Source organism: Acinetobacter sp. A1-4-2, from assembly GCF_040233925.1.
Classification (GTDB): Bacteria; Pseudomonadota; Gammaproteobacteria; order Pseudomonadales; family Moraxellaceae; genus Acinetobacter.
The window spans coordinates 44,485-65,847 of sequence record NZ_CP157982.1; the positions used below are offsets into that span (position 1 = coordinate 44,485).

Sequence of the window (21,363 nt, forward strand, 5' to 3'; positions counted from 1 at the left end):
TAAAGGTATAAAATTTTGAAGTTAAGCAATTTGTCTCTTTACTGTTTTATTCCTTGTGTTCTATTAGGATGTGGCGAGGGTGATTCTTTTTCAGTTGGTGGCGTTTCTTTAGGGGGTACAGGGCTGCCGTCTACAGGTGATAATCCCCCTATACTAAGTTCACCAATGCCATCAGAGGGAGAAGTATTACCAGATGATAATCAATTCGTTTTATGGTCGAGTGGTACCATAGAGAAAACCTGCGACCAAATTAGCCTTAAAATGCAATTAATCGATCTTGAAACAGGCTCTATACTGGAGACTCAGCAAGGCATTCCACTCCATCCCAATCCAGAAGAAAATATTGCTGTCATGATTCAAGTCACCAATAACAATTCGGGAACAACAACGGAATATTTTGAAAATTGTCAGCCTTCTATTCAGATCACAGGACAAGATGGGCAACAACTAGCAACTCATGATAACTTCGAATGTGCAGCCAATGATTTAACACTCGCGCATAAGCCACAAGAGTCAGCGACTTATCAGTACAAGTTTAATTTACCGAATGAACCGACATCCTGGAATTTAAACTATCATCATATTTATTCTCTGGAACAAAATGCAGCATTTACCGAACGTAAATCTTGTGACATATCCTATCCATTGAATGTGGGTATTTAACATCCTCGCCTCTTTAAACTGAGGCGAGTCCTACTTAGACGTTTATGCCCAAACACCAGCACGTTTTTTGCAGGATTTAAATCACGCTGTTATCCTAAAAATGAGGCTATTTCTTCTGCCACTGCCCTAGATGTCCGGGAAACACCCACCAGCGTTGCCGAAGCAGCACCAGTCCATTCCCCATAGCCCACCAGCCATAAATTCGGCACCTTAACCGAACGGCCACCCTTCACGGCAATGGTCTGGTCCTGCTGGATAATTCCAAGGCTACTGAGATGATTCAGCGCCGCCTTAAATCCGGTACACCAGATCACCACATCCACTTGCGCTGTGCTGCCATCTTCCCAAATCACGCCATGTTGGGTAAATTCCGAAAATGGACGCCTGCTCTGTAAAACGCCTCGCTCACGTGCCTTTTTCACGCTATCGATCATCACAATATCGCCTAGACCACCAATGGGCTGCTCAATCTTTCTGCCTTCCTGCTGGGCTTTCAGGCGCTCGGTCGCCCTTAAGAACAGGACACGGCCATCGACATCATCTGCCAGAAACTGCGGTGGTGTCTGGGTAATCCAAAGCGTTTCAGCCACTTGAGACACTTCTGCCAGGATTTGTGCACCAGAGTTACCACCACCCACCACCATGACTTTTTTACCCTTGAACGGCTCGGCATTCAGATAATGCGCCGAATGCAGTTGCAGACCCTGAAAATGCTCACGGCCTGCATACTCGGGAATAAACGGTTGACTCCATGTTCCCGTGGCACTCACCACCGCTTTGGCTTTCCAGGATTGTTCCCCGGCATGGACCTCTAGATATTTGCCCTTGCTTTCCACGCGCTCCACATGCACCGGACGAACTACAGGAAAGTGATAGCGCTGCTCATAGGCCGTCAAATAGTTGATCACTTCATGACGGGTCGGATAGGTCTGTTCGGTCGCTGGCATCATCCAGCCCGACAGGGAGCTCCAGCTATTCGGGGAGAAAAGACGCAAGGACTCCCAGGCATGCTGCCAAGCACCTCCAGGCTGAGGCTGATCATCCAGGATGATAAACGGAATGTTCTTACGCTTTAAGAAATAGGCCGTGGACAAACCAGCCTGTCCACCACCGATGATAATCACATCTGTTTCGATCTGTTTTGTGTCCAAAGCCTTTTCCCCTTGCATTTTTCTGTTGTTCTTGATGCAGCATCCCGCTTTTGCAGCAGGTTTCTACCGATTAACCTAATTGACAGGACAAACCTGAATCAAGCAAATCAGCCTTACAAACTGCGTTGGTTCACCCGTTTAGAGAGTTCTTCAGCCGATTCCTTGCGTTCCGAATAACGGTTGGTCAAGTAAGCACTTTGTCCACGAGTCAACAAGGTAAACTTATACAGCTCTTCCATCACATCGACAATCCGATCATATAAGGACGACGGTTTCATGCGTCCCTCTTCATCAAATTCCAAAAAGGCCTTGGGAATCGAAGACTGGTTCGGAATTGTGATCATACGCATCCAGCGCCCCAAAATGCACATCTGGTTGACGCTATTAAAAGACTGCGATCCACCGCTGACCTGCATCAGTGCAAGGGTTTTGCCCTGTGTGGCACGAATGGCCCCCGCTGCCAGCGGAATCCAATCAATCTGAGCTTTAAAGATCGAACTCATCGAACCATGTCGCTCCGGTGAACACCAGACCATGCCTTCAGACCAGGCCAGCAATTCATGCAGTTCCTTCACCTTCGGATGTTCCAGATCGCCATCTTCGGGCAACGGTAACCCTTTGGGATGAAAGATTTTGACCTCACAGCCAAAGCGTTCCAGAATACGGCCAGCTTCCATCACCGCCAGTCGGCTGTACGAGCGCTCGCGGTTTGAGCCATACAGCAATAACATCCGTGGTGGATGGGTCAGTTCTTTGGCCTGCACCTCGGCAAAGGTAGGTGTCGGTAAAAGATCAGATTCAAGATTTGGGAGAGTCATATCAGCCTCTTAAGAATTTGGATAATATTTTTTCTTCAGCCACAAGGATACGCTGACCAGCGCAATCAGCACCGGCACTTCCACCAAAGGCCCAATAATGGTGGTAAAGGCAATCGGGGAAGCCAGACCAAAGGTGGCGATTGCGACCGCCAGCGCCAACTCAAAGTTATTGCCTGCTGCAGTAAATGAAATAGCCGTGGTTTTCGGATAGTCATTGCCCATCCATTTGCTCATAAAGAAGCTGACAAAGAACATCAGCACAAAATAAACTGTCAATGGAATCGCGATGCGTAACACATCCATCGGCAAACTCACCACATCGCCACCTTTCAGGCTAAACATCGCCACAATGGTGAACAGCAAGGCAAGTAAGCTGAGCGGGCCAATTTTCGGTAAGAACCGGGTCTGATACCAGTCCAGCCCTTTGGCTTTGACCAGCGACAGACGGGTCAGGAAGCCCATCAGGAAAGGAATCCCCAGATAGATCAAGACGGCATTGGCAATAGTCCAGAAGTCCACATGGATCACATGACCTTCCACCCCAAAGAATGGTGGCAAATAGGTCAGGAAGAACCAGGCATAACTACTAAAAAACAGAATCTGGAAAATACTGTTAAAAGCCACCAGCGCGGCACCATACTGGTTATCCCCACAGGCCAGACCATTCCAGATCAGCACCATGGCAATGCAGCGCGCCAGACCGATCAGGATCAGGCCGGTCATATATTCCGGATAATCGCTGAGAAAGATGATGGCCAGCACAAACATCAGTACCGGGGCAATCAGCCAGTTCTGGATCAGGGACAAGGCCAGGGTCTTTTTATCCTGAAACACTTGCGGCAGTGTCGCATAATCGACTTTGGCCAATGGCGGATACATCATCAGGATCAGGCCAATCGCAATCGGCAGGTTGACCGAATTGATACTCATGGCATCCAGTGCCGTTGATACTTGTGGAAATACCACCCCAATCGCAACACCCAATGCCATGGCCACAAAGATCCATAGCGTCAGGTTACGATCTAAAAAGGACAATCCGGATTTAGACATGATCTGCTCGATTAAAGATGGGAAATTTGATTGATTGCGGCAATAAGCTCAGGACGACTCATTTTTTGGCTATCCAAAGCAAATAAAGCATCCAGACGTTTATTGATATGATCCACAGTGGTTAGGAAGGCCTGTAATTTTTCTTCTTTGGGTAAATCCAGATGTGAAGGATCAGATAAGCCCCAATGCGCCTTGATTGCGCCACCCAAATACAATGGGCAAGCTTCCTGTGCAGCTGCATCACAGACGGTAATCACGACTTCTGGCTCATATTGCTCGCAGACATCGATAGTTTTGCTCGACAAGCCTTCGGTAGATAAACCAAGATTATGCAAGGTTTTAATTGTTAAAGGATGCACCTGACCGGAAGGTTTGCTGCCCGCACTGTAAGCGATCCAGCCTTCTGGTGCACGGCTGTTAAACAAAACTTCAGATAGAATACTTCGGCAACTGTTACCGGTGCACAAAAACAAAAATTTCATGAAAATTTACTCGCAATGGCTCTGAATCGACAGAGCGGAAGGATTAAATAAAACCGGAACATCACTACGTTTCAGCACCTCCAGAATTTCAAAACACCAGGCTGGTAATTGCGGATTGATGCTGTAATACACCCACTGGCTTTGCCGACGATCATTCAACAAGCCACAAGACCGTAACAAGGCCAGATGACGTGAAATTTTCGGCTGGCTTAACTGCAGTTTATCGGTCAGATCACAGACGCATTGCTCTTTGTTTTTCGCAATCAGCAGGACAATACTGAGACGCGTTTCATCAGATAAACATTTAAAAAACTGAACGTGGTCCATAGCTGCTCCCATTCTATTATTCAAATATATACATATCCATATATATAGTAAATAGTACAAGTTAAAAATTATAAAGGAAGGATTATAATGTGGTTTGAAAGAGGTCAATTTAAAAAATTGTCCGCTTTTCTCGGCTGTGTTATGAATAAAGAAAATTTTAACGATTAGAAAATTTAAGGAATATCGAATGACTGATAAAAATATTTTAGTGCCGATTGACGGTTCTGATCAGGCACTTGCAGCAGTCAGAGAGGCCGCCATTATGGCAAATGCCCTGGACAGCAAGCTGATTGTCATCAGCATTGTTGAAGAAAATCCTTTTGCCAATACCGATTTTTATTACTTCGGTGCAGACGCAACGACCATGAAAGCATTTTTTGATGAAGCGTGTGGTAATGCAACAAAGGCCTTAGCAGATGCACAAAAACTTTCGGTCGATTCAGGTGCACGTGAGGTTGAAACCAAACTCGTTAAAGCTGAAGTGTCTGCACAAACTATTGTGAATGTGGCTGAAGAACTCGCTGCTTCGCTGATTGTGATGGGATCACATGGGCGTAAAGGCGTCCAGAAACTAGCTTTAGGCAGTGTGGCTGAAGAAGTATTAAAGTTGTCCCAAGTCCCCATATTAATCGTTAAGCAATAACTGACCTGATTTCGGTTCACGCCATAAAAAAACCAGTAGTCTGAGCTACTGGTTTTTTACAGAAAATGTATTTTGGGCTTATTTATTTTTCTCAATCAGTTCCGCTACGGCTTGAGCTTCCAACACTTTACCGCTAGAAACGATTTTATTATCAATAATTAATCCCGGTGTGCTTAACAGACCTGTTTCCGCGATTTTCATCATATCCGTGACATATTCAATGTCCGCTTGGACACAGGTAGTTTTGACGGCTTCTTCGGTTGCTGCTAAAAGTGCCTTACATTTACGGCAGCCTGTACCCACGACTTTAATTTGCATCTCTTATTCTCCACGCGTTTTATAAAAACCAGTAACCAAAACTATTTAAACTGTAGCCGATGACCAAAATCCCGACGAATACGATCCCAACAAACAGGCTGAGTAAAGGAAGTTTCACCACCTGTTTTAACAGGATCAAGGAAGGCAAGGAAAGCGCGGTCACCGCCATCATAAAGGCCAATACTGTACCTAGCCCCACGCCTTTCGCCACCAAAGCTTCCGCAATCGGCAGGGTGCCAAAGATATCCGCATACATCGGTATACCAACGACCGTAGCGATTAACACAGAATACCAGTGTTCCTGACCAAGTAAGGCGGTAATCCACTGTTCAGGAATCCAGTTATGAATCGCTGCGCCGATCCCTACACCAATCAACACATACATCCAGACCTTGCTAAAAATTTCCACCACCTGTTCCCAGGCAAATGCTCGCCGCTCTTTCGCGGTCATACTGAAATCTTCCTCTTCTCCCTGAATGGCCTGATGATGGGTCACAAATTCCGCCACATACTTTTCCATTTTCAAATAGCTAATCAATGATCCGCCCAATACCGCCAGCACTAAACCCAGTAGTACATAGACCATGGCGATTTTCCAGTTAAAAATACTGGCCAATAAAATAATCGAAGCCAGATCGACCAGTGGAGATGAGATCAGAAATGAAAAGGTTACCCCCACAGGTAGTCCGGCACGGGTAAATCCGATAAACAGAGGAATGGAAGAACAGGAACAAAATGGGGTAATGGTGCCGAGTAAGGCCCCCATGATATTGGCTTTGATCCCGGTCATCCGGCCTAAAATCTGCCGGGTACGTTCAGGCGGAAAATAACTTTGAATATACGACAGGGTATAGATCAGAACCGAGAGCAGAATAAAGATTTTGAAGACATCATAGATAAAGAAGTGAATACTGCCACCCAGACGGGTTGCGACCGATAAACCGAAGACATTTTCGACCAGCCAGCGCACACCCTCTGACAACCAGGTCATTTTGAGCAGAGCGTTATTCAACCAAGCAAAGAGGGCAATTATTTGATCCATTTAAATCTCCTAGTCTTGGGGGAATAATAGTGCTTGTGTAAATAGAGACAGTTCTTGAGCACGGATGGGATTCAGTGAATAGTGTATCCAGCGTCCGTTTTTTCTGCCTTTAACCAGACCCGATTCAGTCAAACACTTCATGTGATGCGATAAAGTGGACTGGGTGATGGCCAGATTCTTCAGCAATTCACATGCACAACACTCCCCTGCCTGTAACATTTGCAAAATCTGAAGACGGGTCTTATCCGTCAAAACCTGATACAGGGAAACTGCTTGCTGATGATCCAATTCCTTTATCCATCAAGGACCTATTTCACCAGTATGTAAATTATATTGATCATCGTCAATGTATTTTCACAAAAAAAAGCCCTAATCAAATTAGGGCTTTTTTCTATCCAAGACGCTTTATTTCAGCCGATTACCCTGTTCATCAATAATGACTTCACCATCTTCTTTGGCAAAGGCTCCTAATTGCGGCAAAGGCAGAATATCCAGCACGACTTCGGAAGGACGGCATAAACGCGTTCCAAGCTCGGTGACCACCAACGGACGGTTGATCAGGATTGGATGTTGCAGCATGGCCTCAATCAGTTTCTCATCGCTCCAGCTCGCATCATCCATATTCAGCTCGGCATAGGGATCGACATTTTTACGCAAGACTTCACGAACCGTTAAACCGGCGTCCCGAATCATATTGACCAGCTGATCTTTAGAGGGTGGCGTAACCAGATATTCAATCACTTCCGGCTCAATTCCTGCATTGCGAATTAACGCCAATGTATTACGTGAAGTTCCACATGCTGGGTTATGATAAATTTGCACTTTTGGCATTTGATCCATGAGCTTTACCCTTATCAATGAATCATAGCTTTATATATGAATATACGCATATTCGCAACATGAAATATATTCATTTGTACCATTCACCTGAGAATGAGTGTCTACAAACATTTGACGCTGCTTCCAAGTACGGTCATCTCATATTTAGGTATTGGATATGGCTATAAATTTATTCAAATACGCTACAAAAAAGCTTGAAACAATAAGTCGGTATTGACTGTGGAACAACAATAATCATTAAAACAACTTTCGCAGCTCTGCAACTTTACTTAGACTATTAATTTTTATATAAATAATTAGTAAATTTTCAGCAAACAGCCCTTGATTGTTGCTAAACAATTTTATTTTAGCTGCGTGTGATTCATTTTCGGATCAAATAGACCATTGTGCATGGTTCCCTGATCATCCAAAAGTGTGAATTCAATGCGATCAAATTCGGTAGACTGCGGAGCCTGCTCTAAGGGATAGATACGATTCGCTTGTGCAGGGGTCATCATATCCATCTGTTTTGCAACAATTCTAGATTGCTGACCCTGGATCACTTTTAGTCCGGTAAATGAAATATGGTAGGGTGTAGGGTTATGACAAACTAAAAACCACTGCCCTGCAGATTGTTGTAAGGAAAAGCGTAACTGTGCAGCAATTTGTTCAATATTCATTTTGGCCAAGTTGGCTGGGCGATAAAAAATTTTCAGCTGGGTATTCATGGCAAGATCTAAACGCGCCTGATTTTCGCTCACTGGCTGACTTTGTTCAGGTGTCTTACCCGCAATTTCATAAAGATTGAGCCAATAGACTGATTCACGATCGGCAGGCATGGCTTCGCCATTCTGCACAATGCGTATTGCCTGTATACCTTTGGGGTTCATCCTAAATATTGCCGGCAACACTATAAAAGGGGCTTTGGCAAGATCGAGATTACCGGAGCCATCATCTACCCACGTTTGCACAATACTTGGGTAGTCATTGCTATTGGCCAGTAGCAAGGATTGTTCCCTGCTCTGTTCTGCATAAATGACCCGGCTAGAGGCAGGCAAAATACCAGCCTGTACTACACTGTAAGTAAGTAAATAATACATACAACATAAGCTCAAAATGAACTTCATTGCATTTTTACCAGCACATGGGCAGTTGAATACACCGAACCCGCTGTCACTGTTCCGGCAGAAGGAAGTTTTTTTAGCACTGCACGTAATGGAATATTAGTGATCTTGTCTCCAGAAGATTGCGTAAGCTCTGAAAATGCATACCACCCCGCATTATTACCGTGCGGGAAATTAATCGCTAGATAACAAACCCCACTACCTGTCCCTGCAATGACAGGATTATTCCAGCTACAAGCAGTAGATAGAAGCTCTGCATTGGTCTCGGGGAAGTTACTACCAGTCGAACCTGGCTGTCCTACAAAGTTCATCAGTGTACTACCACCATCTTTGTAGAGGAAAATCCCGACATTTTTAGCTCGAGCTGCATTGGTAGAATAGTCATCGGAGACCAATGCAGTTAATCCCTGATTGGCATTGACCAATCCTAAAGCTTGTGCCTGAGTATAGCTGGCTTGAGAAGCCTGAATCCCCACAGCGAATTGACCAGCGTTCAGTCCAGCAGTCACATTCCCGGTACATCCAATCTGAATGTTAAAGTTTGTGGCTACCTGCCCACCAGACTCCAGATGTGTTGTCGAAGTTGTAGGGAAGGTAACGGTCTGAGTATTAGCTGTAGTCGCCCAGCAGGTATTTACAGCAGGGACAAGGTTTGCTGCATTGTATAAGGTATAACCAAAACCGTTATTCACCCCTAAAAAAGTCAACAAGTATCTGGAATCTTGCCCTTCTACATCGTTAGAAAAAGGCACAGGTCCACCAATTGCTAAACTATCAGCCAACTGAATATAGGCTGAAGGCTCTTTACAGGAATAGTTACCTGAATTTTCCACATCACCACATGATCCACTGTTTGGGGTGCCAGCGACTTTAAAAAATTCGGCTGTTAAATTTGGAATATGTTTTAAACGGATACAATACCAGCCCGAAGGACATTGAGTCGCATTGCTGACAGAACCCGTATATGTCCCTATATCATAGCTTACCGGCACAGTTTTCCAAGTTCTTGTTAACGTAACACCGGCCATAGTCTGACGAATGCCAATTCCATGAAATCCCGTATAGTAAACATTGGTCTGACCACCAACATCTATACTTTGTACTAATTCCTGCCCTCCATGTAATGCATTTCCATTAGTGGCGACCAGGAACCGCACGTCACTCATATTGTTCGTAGTCGGGGCACAGCGCCATAAAATTGTTTCGGATCCGGCATTTCTAACTTTATATTCCATTGGAGAGACCATGATCTCTGCAAGCTTAGTCCCTAGTGGTTGAATCGTATCATTGTAGAGATGCAAATTTCCTACTGGAATTTTTGCTGCAGCAGTATCCCCAGTATCAGTAACCTTATTAGCTTCCAGTATTCCTTCACTACCATCACGATAGTCGACAAATATGCACTGTGCCTGTACAGTAATACCAATACTCATTAAGAACATTACAAAAACAAGTTTGAGCACAATGTAAAATTTATCATTCATATTATTCATTCTCTACAATGCATTGTAGTTGTAGTTTAATCATCGGTTGTTCTAGCTGCTGACGGTCAATACGGTAAGGCATTGTGCAACGTTGTCCGGCATCATCACCCCAATCGAAAGTCAGTGTACCTTGTGGCTGTTCAACGCGTACATAAGCCTGCCCAGCCTGTCCGACCATGCCAATCACTTCACCGGCTTCATTGCGGACATCTGCCCCCATCGGAATATTTTGCCCTTCAGCTAACCTACTTTGTATCAGCACACTATAGCCATAACGGGTTTTAAAGTTCACTTTGACTGCAGCACCGGCATAGGGTGCAATACGCTGTTCACCACCTTCCAATTCGATATTGCCGGACACTCCTTGCGGGTCAAGGGCGATGGTATTGTAGCGATAAGGACTGATACTCGGGACCAAGGCATAACCAAAACGATCAATCCTGTTAGTTGGGGAACTGACAATTTTGGCACCTTTGGCACCTTTGGCTTCAACCAGGGCAAAGGTATCGCCGAGATAAGAGCCCAATGTAATTCCACCAGCATGAATGGCCAAGGCACCACTGGCATTGAGAGAACTTTGCCAGTATTGCTGATTATAGGCACTATTCAGGCCCAGCGACATTTTCGACAGCCGCTTGTACAAGCCGGCATTATAAGTCTGGTCATTCGACTGTCCGCCGCCATTCATGCCCAGGTTATAGCTCAAACTATAGTCTTCATCTAAGGCACCGCTAATGCCAACCTGATAGTTATCACTGTCATTGCTGCGATTATAGTTTGCGTTCAAGTTCGGCGTCAGCCTGCCCCGGTTTGAACCGAGCGGGAAAGACAGGCTCAGACCACCAAAGTTGTCAAAATGCTCTTGCTTGACCGAACCACCCTGAAGGCTATGCAATTTTTGCCGGGTATAATTTAGATTAACACTCAGAATACCAAAAGATTTTTGATAGCCGGCTTGCAGCGATGTATCGCGTTGGCGTCCATCCCGATAGTCTTGGGTAGAACCAGATAAATAGAATGAACCATAACTTCCCAAGGGCTGACTCAGATTAATCTGAAAACGTGAGCGTTGCAGGTTGCTATATGAACTCCACAGACTGCCTTGCTCCCAGGCATAGCGGGATCTTAAAATATCACTGAATTCACGATAGCCACTGGTCGAATAGCGATAGCCCGCCAGGGTAATCGTGGTCTTGGTAGGTTGCAGAGTCTTACTGTACGTCAGATTGGTCATCCAGCCATCGGTGGATTCCTGTCCATCCATACTTGGTAACTCGGCTCGCGAGTAGGTCAAATTGGCACCCAAAGCGCCCAGGAAACTGCCATAAACGCCACCGACTGCCAGTGCCTGATAAGCATCGGCAAACCGTATACCACCATTCACGGTAATACTGTTGCTGACCCCATATTCATAATTGATATCTGAAAAAAAAGCATCGTGGGTTTGATCCAGATCAGTCCAGCCCAGTGCCAGACTATAATTCGACAATCCGGCACGTAGAGAGGTCGGAACCGCCGCATAGGGAACTTCTGTAGAATGTCTGGAACCATCGGCTTCGGTGACAATCACAGTCAAATTGCCATCATAATTGGTCGGATAGAGGTCATTAATTTCAAAGGGGCCAGGAGCCACCGTAATTTGATAGATCTCGATGCCATTCTGTTCAATCGACACTTTGGCATTGCTTTGGGCGATGCCGCGAATCACAGGCGCATAACCGCGCATTGAATCTGGCCGCATTCGTTCATCTGTTTGCAGACTCAGTCCCTGAAAAGCCAATCCGGACAAAAAACGTCCTGAGCTATACTGCTGTCCCAGGAGCAGTTGGGACTTCAACTTATCCACTGGACGTTGCACATAACTGCGAAGATGACGCCAGGTCGTGTCATGCTCATTATTCATGGACAAATTGGATTGCTGCCGATATTGCCATTTGCCCAGATTGATCCCGCCGTTAAAACTCATAAAGGCAGATTCATTATTATTCTGATGACTTAAACGGCTCTGCGAATAATAATAGTTGCCCATATAATTGACAAAACCAATACTGCTGCCACTATCCAGATCAGCTGGATTGACATAGCCTCGTGGCAAATTTTTCATGAAACGTTGCGGCACCATCAGGTTCAGACGTAACAAGGAAAAATCAAAATGGCTGCTACTGCCTGTTGCAACCTGGGTGATGGTTAAACATGGAGGAAGTTCAGGGATACTGGCTTGCTGTTTACGGTATGCTTCATCTCCCAAAACACCGGCTTGTTCTAGCAGTTCGGTAGATAAACAGGCATCCACTCCCTGTGTGGCTGCCTGATTGTCAATAAACGGGATACTGCGCCGTTCCAAAAAACGATCATTGATGTAGATATCAACTTTATAGACCCCGGCTTCAATCCGGTCTGCCTGATTAAAGCGTTCAATCATTGCAGCACTTAAGCTACTGCCTTGAAATAAATGCGGATCAAAAGTAAAGGTCTCTTTTGTCGGCTGTTTGCTATACGCCTGTGTAAGTGAGTTACTATTTGTGCTGACAGCCAATGGCTGTTCCTGAGCAGATGCTTGCTGTAAGCAGATACAGTGAATCATTAAGGATAAACAGAATGGTAAGAATAAGGGAAGTGTTCTCTCCATATTTTATCCTTACGCGACGCTAAGGCTGTTGTACAGGAATGTCCTGTCTGGCTATGGCACCATAATCATTCACATACGTCACGCTCAGCACACTATCTTGATCCACCGTTACTTTTTTAGGCAGTGGCCAGGTTGCACTGCTGTATGGGGCAATCATGGCAACAGATTTCGGGTCAATACTATAGCTTTGCTGTTTGACTTTGAGGGTCGCTGTGGTCAGGTTGGCATAATACCCGGTCGGATTATGCACGGTCACCGTGCTGCCTTTTGCATTTTGCTGCAGGTTGAAAGTCCATTTTTGCGGCATGGCTTCAACATTGCCAACAATGGTTTTAGGACGATAAAAAACTTTTAAGCGGTTCTTGACCAGAAAAATTAGCTTATTTTGGTCAGCCGAACTTTCCTGTAAAGCGGGAATCTGTTTGAAATTCAGATAAAAAATGGATTCACGATCCTGCAGCAAGGCAGTCTGAGGTACATAAATCAGGCGCGCCATTTGCCCCTTATGCGGATTAATACGGAATAACGGGGGATTCACTACAAAAGGAGCATCGGCATTTTCAGGCGTAGATGCATCGTTCCCCCGATCCAGCCAAATTTGCACAATATAGGGGATGTCACCATTATTACTGAACTGCAGGGTCTTTTCATTGCTTTCCGCAGGAAAAATAACTCGCGTCCCGACCATTACAATATTCGCCCAAGACTGCGTGGAAACTATGGAAGCCAATAAAGTTAATATAAAAGCATAACGAAACACGGTTTGGATTCCTGCATTTTTTTATATTTTTACTGAAATTATCTGACACATATCTAGAAATAAGTAAAGATCAATATATGTCAGATCGTTTATAAATGTTTTATTCGTAAACTAATTCATAGTCTACAATTGCTTGCACAGTACCAGCGGTGACTCCATTTTCTACTGCAATATATCGTGCTACGAAAGGAAATTTTACTACTCCTAAACCTATAGCATCTGCTAATGGTTGAGTACCAGATTCAGCATATCCTGTAGTAAAGTTTAATGCTGTATCACCTGTGCTACCAATCACTCCTGTATCTTGCAAAAGTTGTATCGCGACCTTCGTTGCAGGGGTAGTGCCGGCTGTATTAGCTAAATTTGCTCCATTCACGTTCTGCGCTAAAAAACGCGTTTTAATCGATGTAATGAGTGGAGTGGTAATGGCAGTACAACCGGTTACGTCTATGGTAAAAGGTGTAGCCCCTGCAGTATCATTTGCATTAGCTAACTCTTGAATTTTCACTGTTGGCAACGTTACGGTAGCACTGGCAGTAGTGTTATTAACTGTTACTGCACAAGTACTATCCACAACTTGACCACTGAATGTAATTGTACCTGTATTAGCCATTGCCATATTTGCTGCTCCAGCAGCAATACCAGCCAGTAATATCTGTTTTAATTTCATAAAAATTCCCCTGTTCCTATATAATATGGTAGATGTACGCGCTGTTATTAAGTGAAAATTAACGAAACTTTTAAATCATTTTCAACAAGATAACACCATAGATGTAGAAGAAAAAGCCTTTTTTGCAGAAAAATAGAGGGCCTGTTAGACTTTAAAAAGAGACTTCAAATATGACTGAACTGTTGCTGATGATTTCTAAAAACTGTTAAGGCTATCAAAATATAGCGAAGTCTGGGTTAATGCTCTTGTCTTGAATAAAAGTATCTCTTAGATTCCAATCTACAGGTAGATTCTTAATAATGATCAGTGAAAACGGCAGAATGTCTGAGTGATGGTTTTATTCAGATCTCTGGTTCTTGAAATTACTGCCTATCAAGAATGTCCTGCCAAGATATACAATGTTGATGGGCATAAACGTTGCCTACTATGTAATATGTCTTTGATTGCAAGCGTATACCCGACACCGTCAGTCGCACCTTTTTATCACCCTTGAGTCAGCCTGTGGTAAAACCTGCTGGAGTCAGAAAGGCTTCCACGTATGCGACAACAATTTTTCAATCTGGCTGATTTTCTGTGTCGGCACTCTTTTCAATACATCACTCAAATCGGCTATGGATCCAATCAGCACAGTTCCGCTGACTGGATTAAAGCATCATATTGGCAGCTCATGGGCTCGCTGAGCAATGGTCCTATCAAACACTCAGACAGTTTTCTATAGCAAAATCTAAGGTCAAATTAGAAATTTACAGTCCATGACAGTTGTGCGGTACGTGGTGCCCCAAGGAACAAATAGTCATCACCGAAGAAACTACCCACATCTCGCCAGTATTTCTTATTGAACAGGTTATCTATGTTGAAGCGCAGCATATTGTCATAGCCATAAGCCCGAAAGTTATAGCTTGTACCTGCATCAAATACGGTATAAGCAGGTACTTTTACGGTGCCTGTTTTGTTGGCATATTTACTGCTGCTGTACTGCATACCGGCCAATAAACGCCATCCCTCTACTTGCGGCAATTGATAAGATAGATGGCTGACGAAGCGGACAGTGGGTACATTTTGAGTTTGATGACCCTGATATTCAGCTGTTTGTATTTCTGTGAGACGTGAACGGGTAAGTGCCAAAGTCGAGTTCAGATCTAGATTCTGACCTACGCGCCCTTGTAGACCCAGTTCCAGACCCAGATTATGCTGCTCCCCCTCATTCACATAATAATTGTCTGAGTTGGTATATTGATTGTCTTGGGTTAAATCAAACACTGCCGCGGTAAAGAGTAACTTTTTCCACTGCTGCTTAATCCCTAATTCATACTGGGTGGAATGTACTGGCGCTAAAGTTACGCCAGCATTACCTTCGATACCTTTATCAGGATTACCCAGAGCATACCAAGGCGCCTGTCCACCGTCACTCAAACCTTTGGCATAAGACGCATACAGATGGGTGTGTTCACCAGGCTGATACATCAAGGCCAGCTGCGGCAGGAAGCGAGTCAAATCGGTATCGCGGATGTTGTTGCCATTCGCATTATAAGCACTTTCATTTACATGCAAGAGTTTGCCACCCAGCAAAACGGACCACGCCTGATTGAAATCAATCTGGTCGAGTAAGTTCAAGGCCGTGTGCTGACTATCCAGTGATTTGTAATGATTGCCTAGAGTTCTGTCATTAGGGGGTACGATGATAGGATCACTATAAATATTTCCTGTACCTACCCAAACCATACTATTAGTAGCATCATATTGTGCATGCCGTTTATAGGTTTGTGATAGTTCCAAGCTGAGCGTATGTTGCCATGCTCCAGTGTTGAATTGACCATTTAATCCAGCTTTAAGCTGATTGGTCAGATAGCTGTCATTCGGACTACGAAAATCATAAATATCATAGTTGCCATTTTGGTCAAAGGTATTACTTAAACCAAATCCCCACGGAAATGCCGAATAATCATCCACCGTCACACGGCTTTGCGAAGCAGCCAGATTAGCTGTCCAGTTGTCATTGATCTGGTGAATATATTTTAAGCTGGTATTCAAACTTTCATTGGTCACCGGTTGGCTCCAGCTTTGATAACCCAGCAAACGGTCCCATTCAATGCCAGTGGGTACTGTTTTACCATCCAGCAACTGATAGCCAGGTACGGAGCGTTGACGTTGGCGCTGCGATTCGATATCAAATTCCAGTTTTGATCGATCCGAGATTTTCCAGTCTAAAGCCAAAGCACCAAATACGCGCTTGCCATCGGCATGTTCCACATAAGGATGAATCTCTTCATGCGCCAAATTGACTCGATAACCAAACTGTTGATCTGCTCCAAGGAAACCGCCCAAGTCCGTTGCCACGCGATTACCACCATGACTGTCGGCTTCAACAGTAAGTGAGTGAATGTCTTGGGGGCGTTTGGTCACATAGTTCACTACACCACCCGGGGTTGCCATGCCACTTTGAAACGCACTGATCCCTTTTAAAATTTCGACCTGTTCTTTGTTTTCAAGCGCCACATTTTGCTCACCGCGCAGCAAGTGACCATTGAGTAAATAGCTGGATCCCAGGTTTAAGGCAAAACCACGCATAACAAAGTTCGGATAATAGCCAATCGGTGCATAGCCATCCCCTACTGCAGCGTCATTTTTAACTACATCCGTCAGGGTTTTGGCGTGCTGATCAGCGATCTGCTCGGCTGTGATTGTGCTGAGCGATGCCGGAATTTCAGCCAGATTTTGCTGGCTAAAACCGTATAAATTCACCTGAGGTTGGTCATAGGCCGTTTGTGCAGTCACTGTGAGCTTTTCCAGTTGCGAGATCTCATTCTCATTTGCAGCATGTACCCATACCGGGCTTAAGCTTAAGCCTAGACATGAAAATGAACCCGCAGCCAGCAATGCTTTTTGTAAATGAGAAAATGAATACGTTTTCACAGTAATTGTCCAACCCCAAAAGATAATCTTGCAGCATGAATTTGCGGGCATGAGTATTCACAATTTTCTCAAATTGAACAAGCATTTCTACACCATATCCGAGATTTTTTTATCATGCTTCCGATACGGCTTTTTAAACCAGGATTTTGGATTGGGTTTATCCCTCCACTATTCAGATTTAAACTGCAACTTGCTGTGAAAGGTTTACATCATTCATTCAGCCTGTTGAATAGCGCCATACCTGCATATATCTGAGACCTGATTTGAGAATACTGAATCGCCTCGGACCAAGTTTGATTTTGGCCTTGTTTGTCTTTTGATTGGATTTAGCATTAAATCACAAGAACGGTATTGCTTAGCCTGTGCCTTTTATTCAAAGACAACAGGCTATTAGTTTTATTAAAGCCTGCGCTGTAAATCTAAATGATTCAGCTTACTATACTGCTGCTGCATATCATTAAATGCGTCAGAAAAACCAATTAATGAAACTTCATTCACAACCGGTTTAGCATTATGAGATACATTAAACTCGGTTTTTACCTCAAAGCCACGCTTGAACTGATCTATAATGGCTTGAGCGTCACGGTATAAACCCTCACGCGCCTGCAAAACACTATTATTATCTACTTTAAGTAGTGTAATAGAATTTTTTGCATGGTTTATGCCAACACTTAAGCTGTAAGAATCGTTCATACGCATTACCGTAATATGGTTTTTACGCATTGTGCAAATTTTAGTATTTTCACTACTCTTTACCCAGCATTGAATATCCCAGCTTGCACGTCCCAGTAACCGATTTTCAGATTTTTCAAGAGAGTCATTTATATGCTGATAATCTACCTGTTGTATTAAATAGCCCAACCGATCATTCTTCATGCTTATAGTTGCAGCTCCTGCCGCATTTGCAATCGTTAAACCTAAAACTGCCCCAAACAAAATATAAGTATTATTTAACATTAGTCTATATAAAAAGCTAAATTCAGCACACTATAGCAAGCTTTTAGCCTTTCACATCTTATACATTAATTTTATTTACTAAATTAAAAATCCATGATCCATTATTTTTATATTATCCATTGTCTTGTCAATGTATGAGATTTAAAGCTAGCGTTCAGATGAAGAGGGTATCTTTTTAATTTTATAGTTTTTAACTTTTAAACTAAAGATAATACCTTTAAGAGTGTTATAGGCGGTTGTCTCTCAATCAGGTAAAGGTTATTTTGGAATAAAAAATGCAATATGAATATAGATTTCAGAAGTTAAACCAATCAGCAAGGTTTTTTAACCGCCTTATTTCCATAAAATAAAGCTTTAGAATATGTGATATATAAAAGATCTCTTTCATAAATCAAAAATTAAGCTATTTGTTGTTAATTATTTGTACCGTAGAATTTTTAACATTCATGCATAATTTTTAGATGAAATACATCGACTCAAAACAGCTTTCTGAAACACAGCTTAAGCGATTATGAGCATCTCATGGTCAACGTTTTATTTAATGGTTGAGCAATTGCATAAGCATGTTCTAGCTAAAGGCAGACTACCCAAATTACACCTGGAGGATCAGATTCTGCTTTATCTAGGATAATGGGAACAGTCCAATCAGCTACTTAAGTGCTAAGCTGTGGTGCTGAAAGCTTTGTCTAGGCAAAGCTTTCTCGATTAAAGTCAAAATCAGAATTTCTGTCATTCTGATCTATTTTCAACAGAAACGATAAGAAGAGTTAAAATGTTTAGACTTAAGCTATGCTAAAAATCACTGTTTTCATACAGATGTGACATACGCTTCTGCTTTGTTTCTAAATAAGCTTTATTAAAATGATTGAAGCCTACCGTCAAGGGAACGCGGCTAACCACATTAATTCCTAAATCAGTCAATGCCTTGATTTTAAGTGGATTATTTGTAATCAACTTAACCTCTTTGATTTGTAAATAATCGAGCATAATCGCACACATGTCATACTGACGAGCATCTGCGGGTAAGTTTAATAACAAATTTGCATCAAGCGTATCATGGCCTTGATCTTGCAGTGCATATGCACGAATTTTATTGGTCAATCCTATGCCACGACCTTCCTGACGTAAATACAAGATCACCCCTTGCCCTGCATCATTAATCATTTTCATGGTTGCATGTAATTGTGGGCCACAATCACATTTTAATGAACCAAAAGCGTCCCCTGTGAGACACTCAGAATGCATTCTGACTAATACGGGTTTTGTAGGAGCCGCTTCTAGTCCTTGAGTAAGGGCTATATGTTCTTCACCAGTACTTTGATCTTGGAATGCTATAATCTCAAAATTACCAAAAGCCGTCGGTAATTTAGATTTAGAAACAAATTTTATCGCCACTGATTCATCCCATTATGTTTTAAAGTCAGTAAAAACACGCTTCATCAAAAAATAAAAGATATGTCATATCAATTAAATTAAGATCTGTTTCGTATTTTCATATCTTGGAAATACAAAATTTCCGCTTTAATCATAGTGATTTCATAGTGAATTTTATGTGAAACCATTGCCTCATACTTTTATGCTTGCTTTGACTGCATTAATTGATTCAACCAGCTCAAAGTTGAATCGTAAGATGCAGTCCAATCCCGACCCCAAAGCTTAGTCAGGCTTTAAAATAAAGTCTGTAACGATATGCAAAAAGAGTCGAAATAAAGACTGCATCATCAAACAGCGTTGAACCATCAGCCTTCTTTCTGTTTTTCTGCATATTCATAAATAATATCCAGATCTTTCCGAAGAGAATTGGCCACAATATTCGGCAGGACCTGATTGACCTTGACGAAGATTTTTTCAGGATAGCCCACCTGATAGGACTGACAATCCTTCTGCAAGAATTGATAAAACTCCTGGGCCACAAATTCTGGTGTGTCAATCTTTGTACCTAACCGGATATTCATTTCAACCACATCAGGGTTATTCATTTCGGTATTGGTAGCCCGCGGTGAGAAATAGCGGAATTTGATCGGCGTCTTGCTATATTCTCGTGCCAAGGCTTCAGTCGCGCCGCGCAGGGCGAATTTGCTGGCACAATAGCTCACATAACCCGGATAGCCGATACTGCCTAAAGTCGAGCCGATATGAATCATCTGGCTCGGCTGACTTTGGGACATTAGCGGAATAATGCCTTGTAGCAGCTGCAACGGATACACAACATTAATCAGCATCATCTGTTCCATCGTATCGGGCGATTGTGTTGAAAACAGGCTGAAATCATTAATGCCGGCATTATTAATATAATAGTGAATTGGGGTATTCAGCGCCGCCAGCGCACGAATCAGCTCATCTCGGCTGTTCTGCTCTGCCAGGTCACAGCGGATCAACTGCAGTTGCAACTGCGGATAATGCTGTAGCAATTTTTCACTCAACTGCTGCAAAGCCTGCTGATTGCGTCCGACCAAGACCAGATTCAGACCATTTTCCCCCAGAATATTTGCAATGGCCTGACCGATGCCACCAGTTGCACCAAGAAGAACTGCGGTTAAATTAGACATAGATCATTTCTCTTTCTGTTAAGTTTTTAATGTGATGTAGCATCCTGCTTAAAAGGCAAAATCTAAGCCCAGCCCCATACAAATATACAGTTTACGCTGTTCAAGTGGCACCAGTATTTCACGTCGACCATGCATAAAACGTTTATTGTCGATAATCAGCAGATCACCATTCTGCCAGTCAATTTCCGAGGTCTGGGCTTCACAGCGCTCTGCCAGTTCAGCCAGCAAATCGGGGCTGATTTCTGAACCATCCGCAAAATGAAAACGGGGTTTTTCATAATTATAAGAAGGCCCCAGCAAGGTGTTGGCAAAGGCCGGAACACCCTTGAGATTGTCATGACGGACCATATTCATGTTTAAATGGTACTGCACGCCTTCATCGTCTGCAGGGCTGATGCGTTGTCCGGGCACCATCTTGATAAAGCGATCCAGTTCATGCTGCCCGACCTGTTCAGCATCCTCAATATTCAGCGCAGTTGCCACATACTTTTGCCAGATCGGCTTGGGTAAATAACGGCTGATGGTCATCGGCTCGGTAAATTTCTGCTTGAGAGCATCTGGTAGATTTTTCCAGACCTCATGCCCATCACATAGGGTGGTCTGCGAGCCACGCGAAGCACTTTTTTCACTAAAAAAGGCGATGATGTCGGGTGGCAGCGGGGTACTGCCATTTTCAATATGTAGCCCCATGGCCTGCGTACCAGCATCGACTTTCTGCGACTGACGGGTAATGTTTTCCCGGGCGGGGTCATAGGTCAGCCGCTGGCATAGACCATTCATGAGTTCACTAAAAGATGTCACGTCATAGTGTTCATTTCTTAACAAGACCCAACCCTGTTCTATCAGACGCTGTTTGATCTGTGCATGAGTCGTGCTTAAAATCTGTGATGCAATATTCATAAGTTTACTCTCTGCTGCTGTACATGGGTCTGTGGTTCACGTGGGCATGCACAGAAAATATGGG

21 protein-coding genes and 1 pseudogene are annotated in these 21,363 nt (G+C 43.6%); 2 read left to right on the forward strand and 20 right to left on the reverse strand.

The annotated features are described in order from the left end of the window. Positions 1 to 15 precede the first annotated feature (15 nt). A complete protein-coding gene (locus ABJ384_RS14780) occupies positions 16 to 663 on the forward strand; it encodes a hypothetical protein (protein WP_349929854.1) in 648 nt (215 codons plus the stop codon). An 89-nt stretch (positions 664 to 752) separates the two neighbouring features. Here ABJ384_RS14780 and ABJ384_RS14785 read toward each other — a convergent pair whose 3' ends face one another. The 5 genes from ABJ384_RS14785 to ABJ384_RS14805 all read right to left on the reverse strand — a co-directional run bounded on the left by ABJ384_RS14785 (position 753) and on the right by ABJ384_RS14805 (position 4,491). After that, the gene (locus ABJ384_RS14785; RefSeq protein ID WP_349929855.1) at positions 753 to 1,832 is read right to left on the reverse strand and encodes an ArsO family NAD(P)H-dependent flavin-containing monooxygenase; all 1,080 of its coding nucleotides are present in this window, start codon (positions 1,830 to 1,832) and stop codon (positions 753 to 755) included. Between the two features lie 95 nt (positions 1,833 to 1,927). Further along, positions 1,928 to 2,632, reverse strand: coding sequence for an arsenical resistance protein ArsH (gene arsH / locus ABJ384_RS14790; RefSeq protein ID WP_349929856.1), 705 nt, complete (start codon positions 2,630 to 2,632; stop codon positions 1,928 to 1,930). 9 nt (positions 2,633 to 2,641) lie between these two features. After that, positions 2,642 to 3,682 (reverse strand): ACR3 family arsenite efflux transporter, encoded by a 1,041-nt coding sequence (gene arsB / locus ABJ384_RS14795; protein ID WP_349929857.1) that lies wholly within the window; start codon positions 3,680 to 3,682, stop codon positions 2,642 to 2,644. Between the two features lie 11 nt (positions 3,683 to 3,693). Beyond that, the gene (locus ABJ384_RS14800) at positions 3,694 to 4,164 is read right to left on the reverse strand and encodes an arsenate reductase ArsC (protein WP_349929858.1); all 471 of its coding nucleotides are present in this window, start codon (positions 4,162 to 4,164) and stop codon (positions 3,694 to 3,696) included. Between the two features lie 6 nt (positions 4,165 to 4,170). After that, positions 4,171 to 4,491: a metalloregulator ArsR/SmtB family transcription factor gene (locus ABJ384_RS14805; RefSeq protein ID WP_349929859.1), complete on the reverse strand. Its 321-nt coding sequence runs from the start codon at positions 4,489 to 4,491 to the stop codon at positions 4,171 to 4,173. Positions 4,492 to 4,678: 187 nt separating this feature from the next. Between ABJ384_RS14805 and ABJ384_RS14810 the strand changes: the two genes are divergently transcribed. Next, positions 4,679 to 5,134 (forward strand): universal stress protein, encoded by a 456-nt coding sequence (locus tag ABJ384_RS14810; protein WP_349929860.1) that lies wholly within the window; start codon positions 4,679 to 4,681, stop codon positions 5,132 to 5,134. 78 nt (positions 5,135 to 5,212) lie between these two features. Here the strand turns inward: ABJ384_RS14810 and ABJ384_RS14815 are convergent, their stop codons facing one another. From ABJ384_RS14815 to ABJ384_RS14885, 15 genes and pseudogenes are all read right to left on the reverse strand, one after another. Then, positions 5,213 to 5,452, reverse strand: coding sequence for a thioredoxin family protein (locus tag ABJ384_RS14815; RefSeq protein ID WP_349929861.1), 240 nt, complete (start codon positions 5,450 to 5,452; stop codon positions 5,213 to 5,215). Between the two features lie 19 nt (positions 5,453 to 5,471). After that, entirely contained in the window at positions 5,472 to 6,494 is a 1,023-nt protein-coding gene (locus ABJ384_RS14820; protein ID WP_349929862.1) for a permease, read from the reverse strand. Positions 6,495 to 6,503: 9 nt separating this feature from the next. After that, positions 6,504 to 6,782, reverse strand: coding sequence for a metalloregulator ArsR/SmtB family transcription factor (locus ABJ384_RS14825; protein WP_349929863.1), 279 nt, complete (start codon positions 6,780 to 6,782; stop codon positions 6,504 to 6,506). Positions 6,783 to 6,899: 117 nt separating this feature from the next. Continuing rightward, entirely contained in the window at positions 6,900 to 7,334 is a 435-nt protein-coding gene (gene arsC / locus ABJ384_RS14830) for an arsenate reductase (glutaredoxin) (protein WP_349929864.1), read from the reverse strand. Positions 7,335 to 7,675: 341 nt separating this feature from the next. After that, positions 7,676 to 8,413, reverse strand: coding sequence for a molecular chaperone (locus ABJ384_RS14835; RefSeq protein WP_349929865.1), 738 nt, complete (start codon positions 8,411 to 8,413; stop codon positions 7,676 to 7,678). Between the two features lie 23 nt (positions 8,414 to 8,436). Then, positions 8,437 to 9,879: a fimbrial protein gene (locus ABJ384_RS14840; protein ID WP_349929866.1), complete on the reverse strand. Its 1,443-nt coding sequence runs from the start codon at positions 9,877 to 9,879 to the stop codon at positions 8,437 to 8,439. 43 nt (positions 9,880 to 9,922) lie between these two features. Continuing rightward, entirely contained in the window at positions 9,923 to 12,550 is a 2,628-nt protein-coding gene (locus ABJ384_RS14845; RefSeq protein WP_349929867.1) for a fimbria/pilus outer membrane usher protein, read from the reverse strand. Between the two features lie 19 nt (positions 12,551 to 12,569). Continuing rightward, the gene (locus ABJ384_RS14850; protein ID WP_349929868.1) at positions 12,570 to 13,310 is read right to left on the reverse strand and encodes a molecular chaperone; all 741 of its coding nucleotides are present in this window, start codon (positions 13,308 to 13,310) and stop codon (positions 12,570 to 12,572) included. A 100-nt stretch (positions 13,311 to 13,410) separates the two neighbouring features. Further along, positions 13,411 to 13,980, reverse strand: coding sequence for a fimbrial protein (locus tag ABJ384_RS14855; RefSeq protein ID WP_349929869.1), 570 nt, complete (start codon positions 13,978 to 13,980; stop codon positions 13,411 to 13,413). Between the two features lie 520 nt (positions 13,981 to 14,500). After that, positions 14,501 to 14,628: pseudogene (locus ABJ384_RS14860) on the reverse strand (transposase domain-containing protein); the annotation flags it as partial. Between the two features lie 87 nt (positions 14,629 to 14,715). Beyond that, entirely contained in the window at positions 14,716 to 16,893 is a 2,178-nt protein-coding gene (locus ABJ384_RS14865; protein WP_349929870.1) for a TonB-dependent siderophore receptor, read from the reverse strand. Positions 16,894 to 17,292: 399 nt separating this feature from the next. Beyond that, positions 17,293 to 17,850 (reverse strand): hypothetical protein, encoded by a 558-nt coding sequence (locus tag ABJ384_RS14870; RefSeq protein WP_092819581.1) that lies wholly within the window; start codon positions 17,848 to 17,850, stop codon positions 17,293 to 17,295. Between the two features lie 792 nt (positions 17,851 to 18,642). Beyond that, entirely contained in the window at positions 18,643 to 19,245 is a 603-nt protein-coding gene (ribA, locus tag ABJ384_RS14875) for a GTP cyclohydrolase II (protein WP_349929871.1), read from the reverse strand. 344 nt (positions 19,246 to 19,589) lie between these two features. Further along, positions 19,590 to 20,399, reverse strand: coding sequence for an SDR family oxidoreductase (locus ABJ384_RS14880; protein ID WP_349929872.1), 810 nt, complete (start codon positions 20,397 to 20,399; stop codon positions 19,590 to 19,592). 48 nt (positions 20,400 to 20,447) lie between these two features. Next, a complete protein-coding gene (locus ABJ384_RS14885; RefSeq protein WP_349929873.1) occupies positions 20,448 to 21,299 on the reverse strand; it encodes a TauD/TfdA family dioxygenase in 852 nt (283 codons plus the stop codon). Between the last annotated feature and the right edge of the window lie 64 nt (positions 21,300 to 21,363).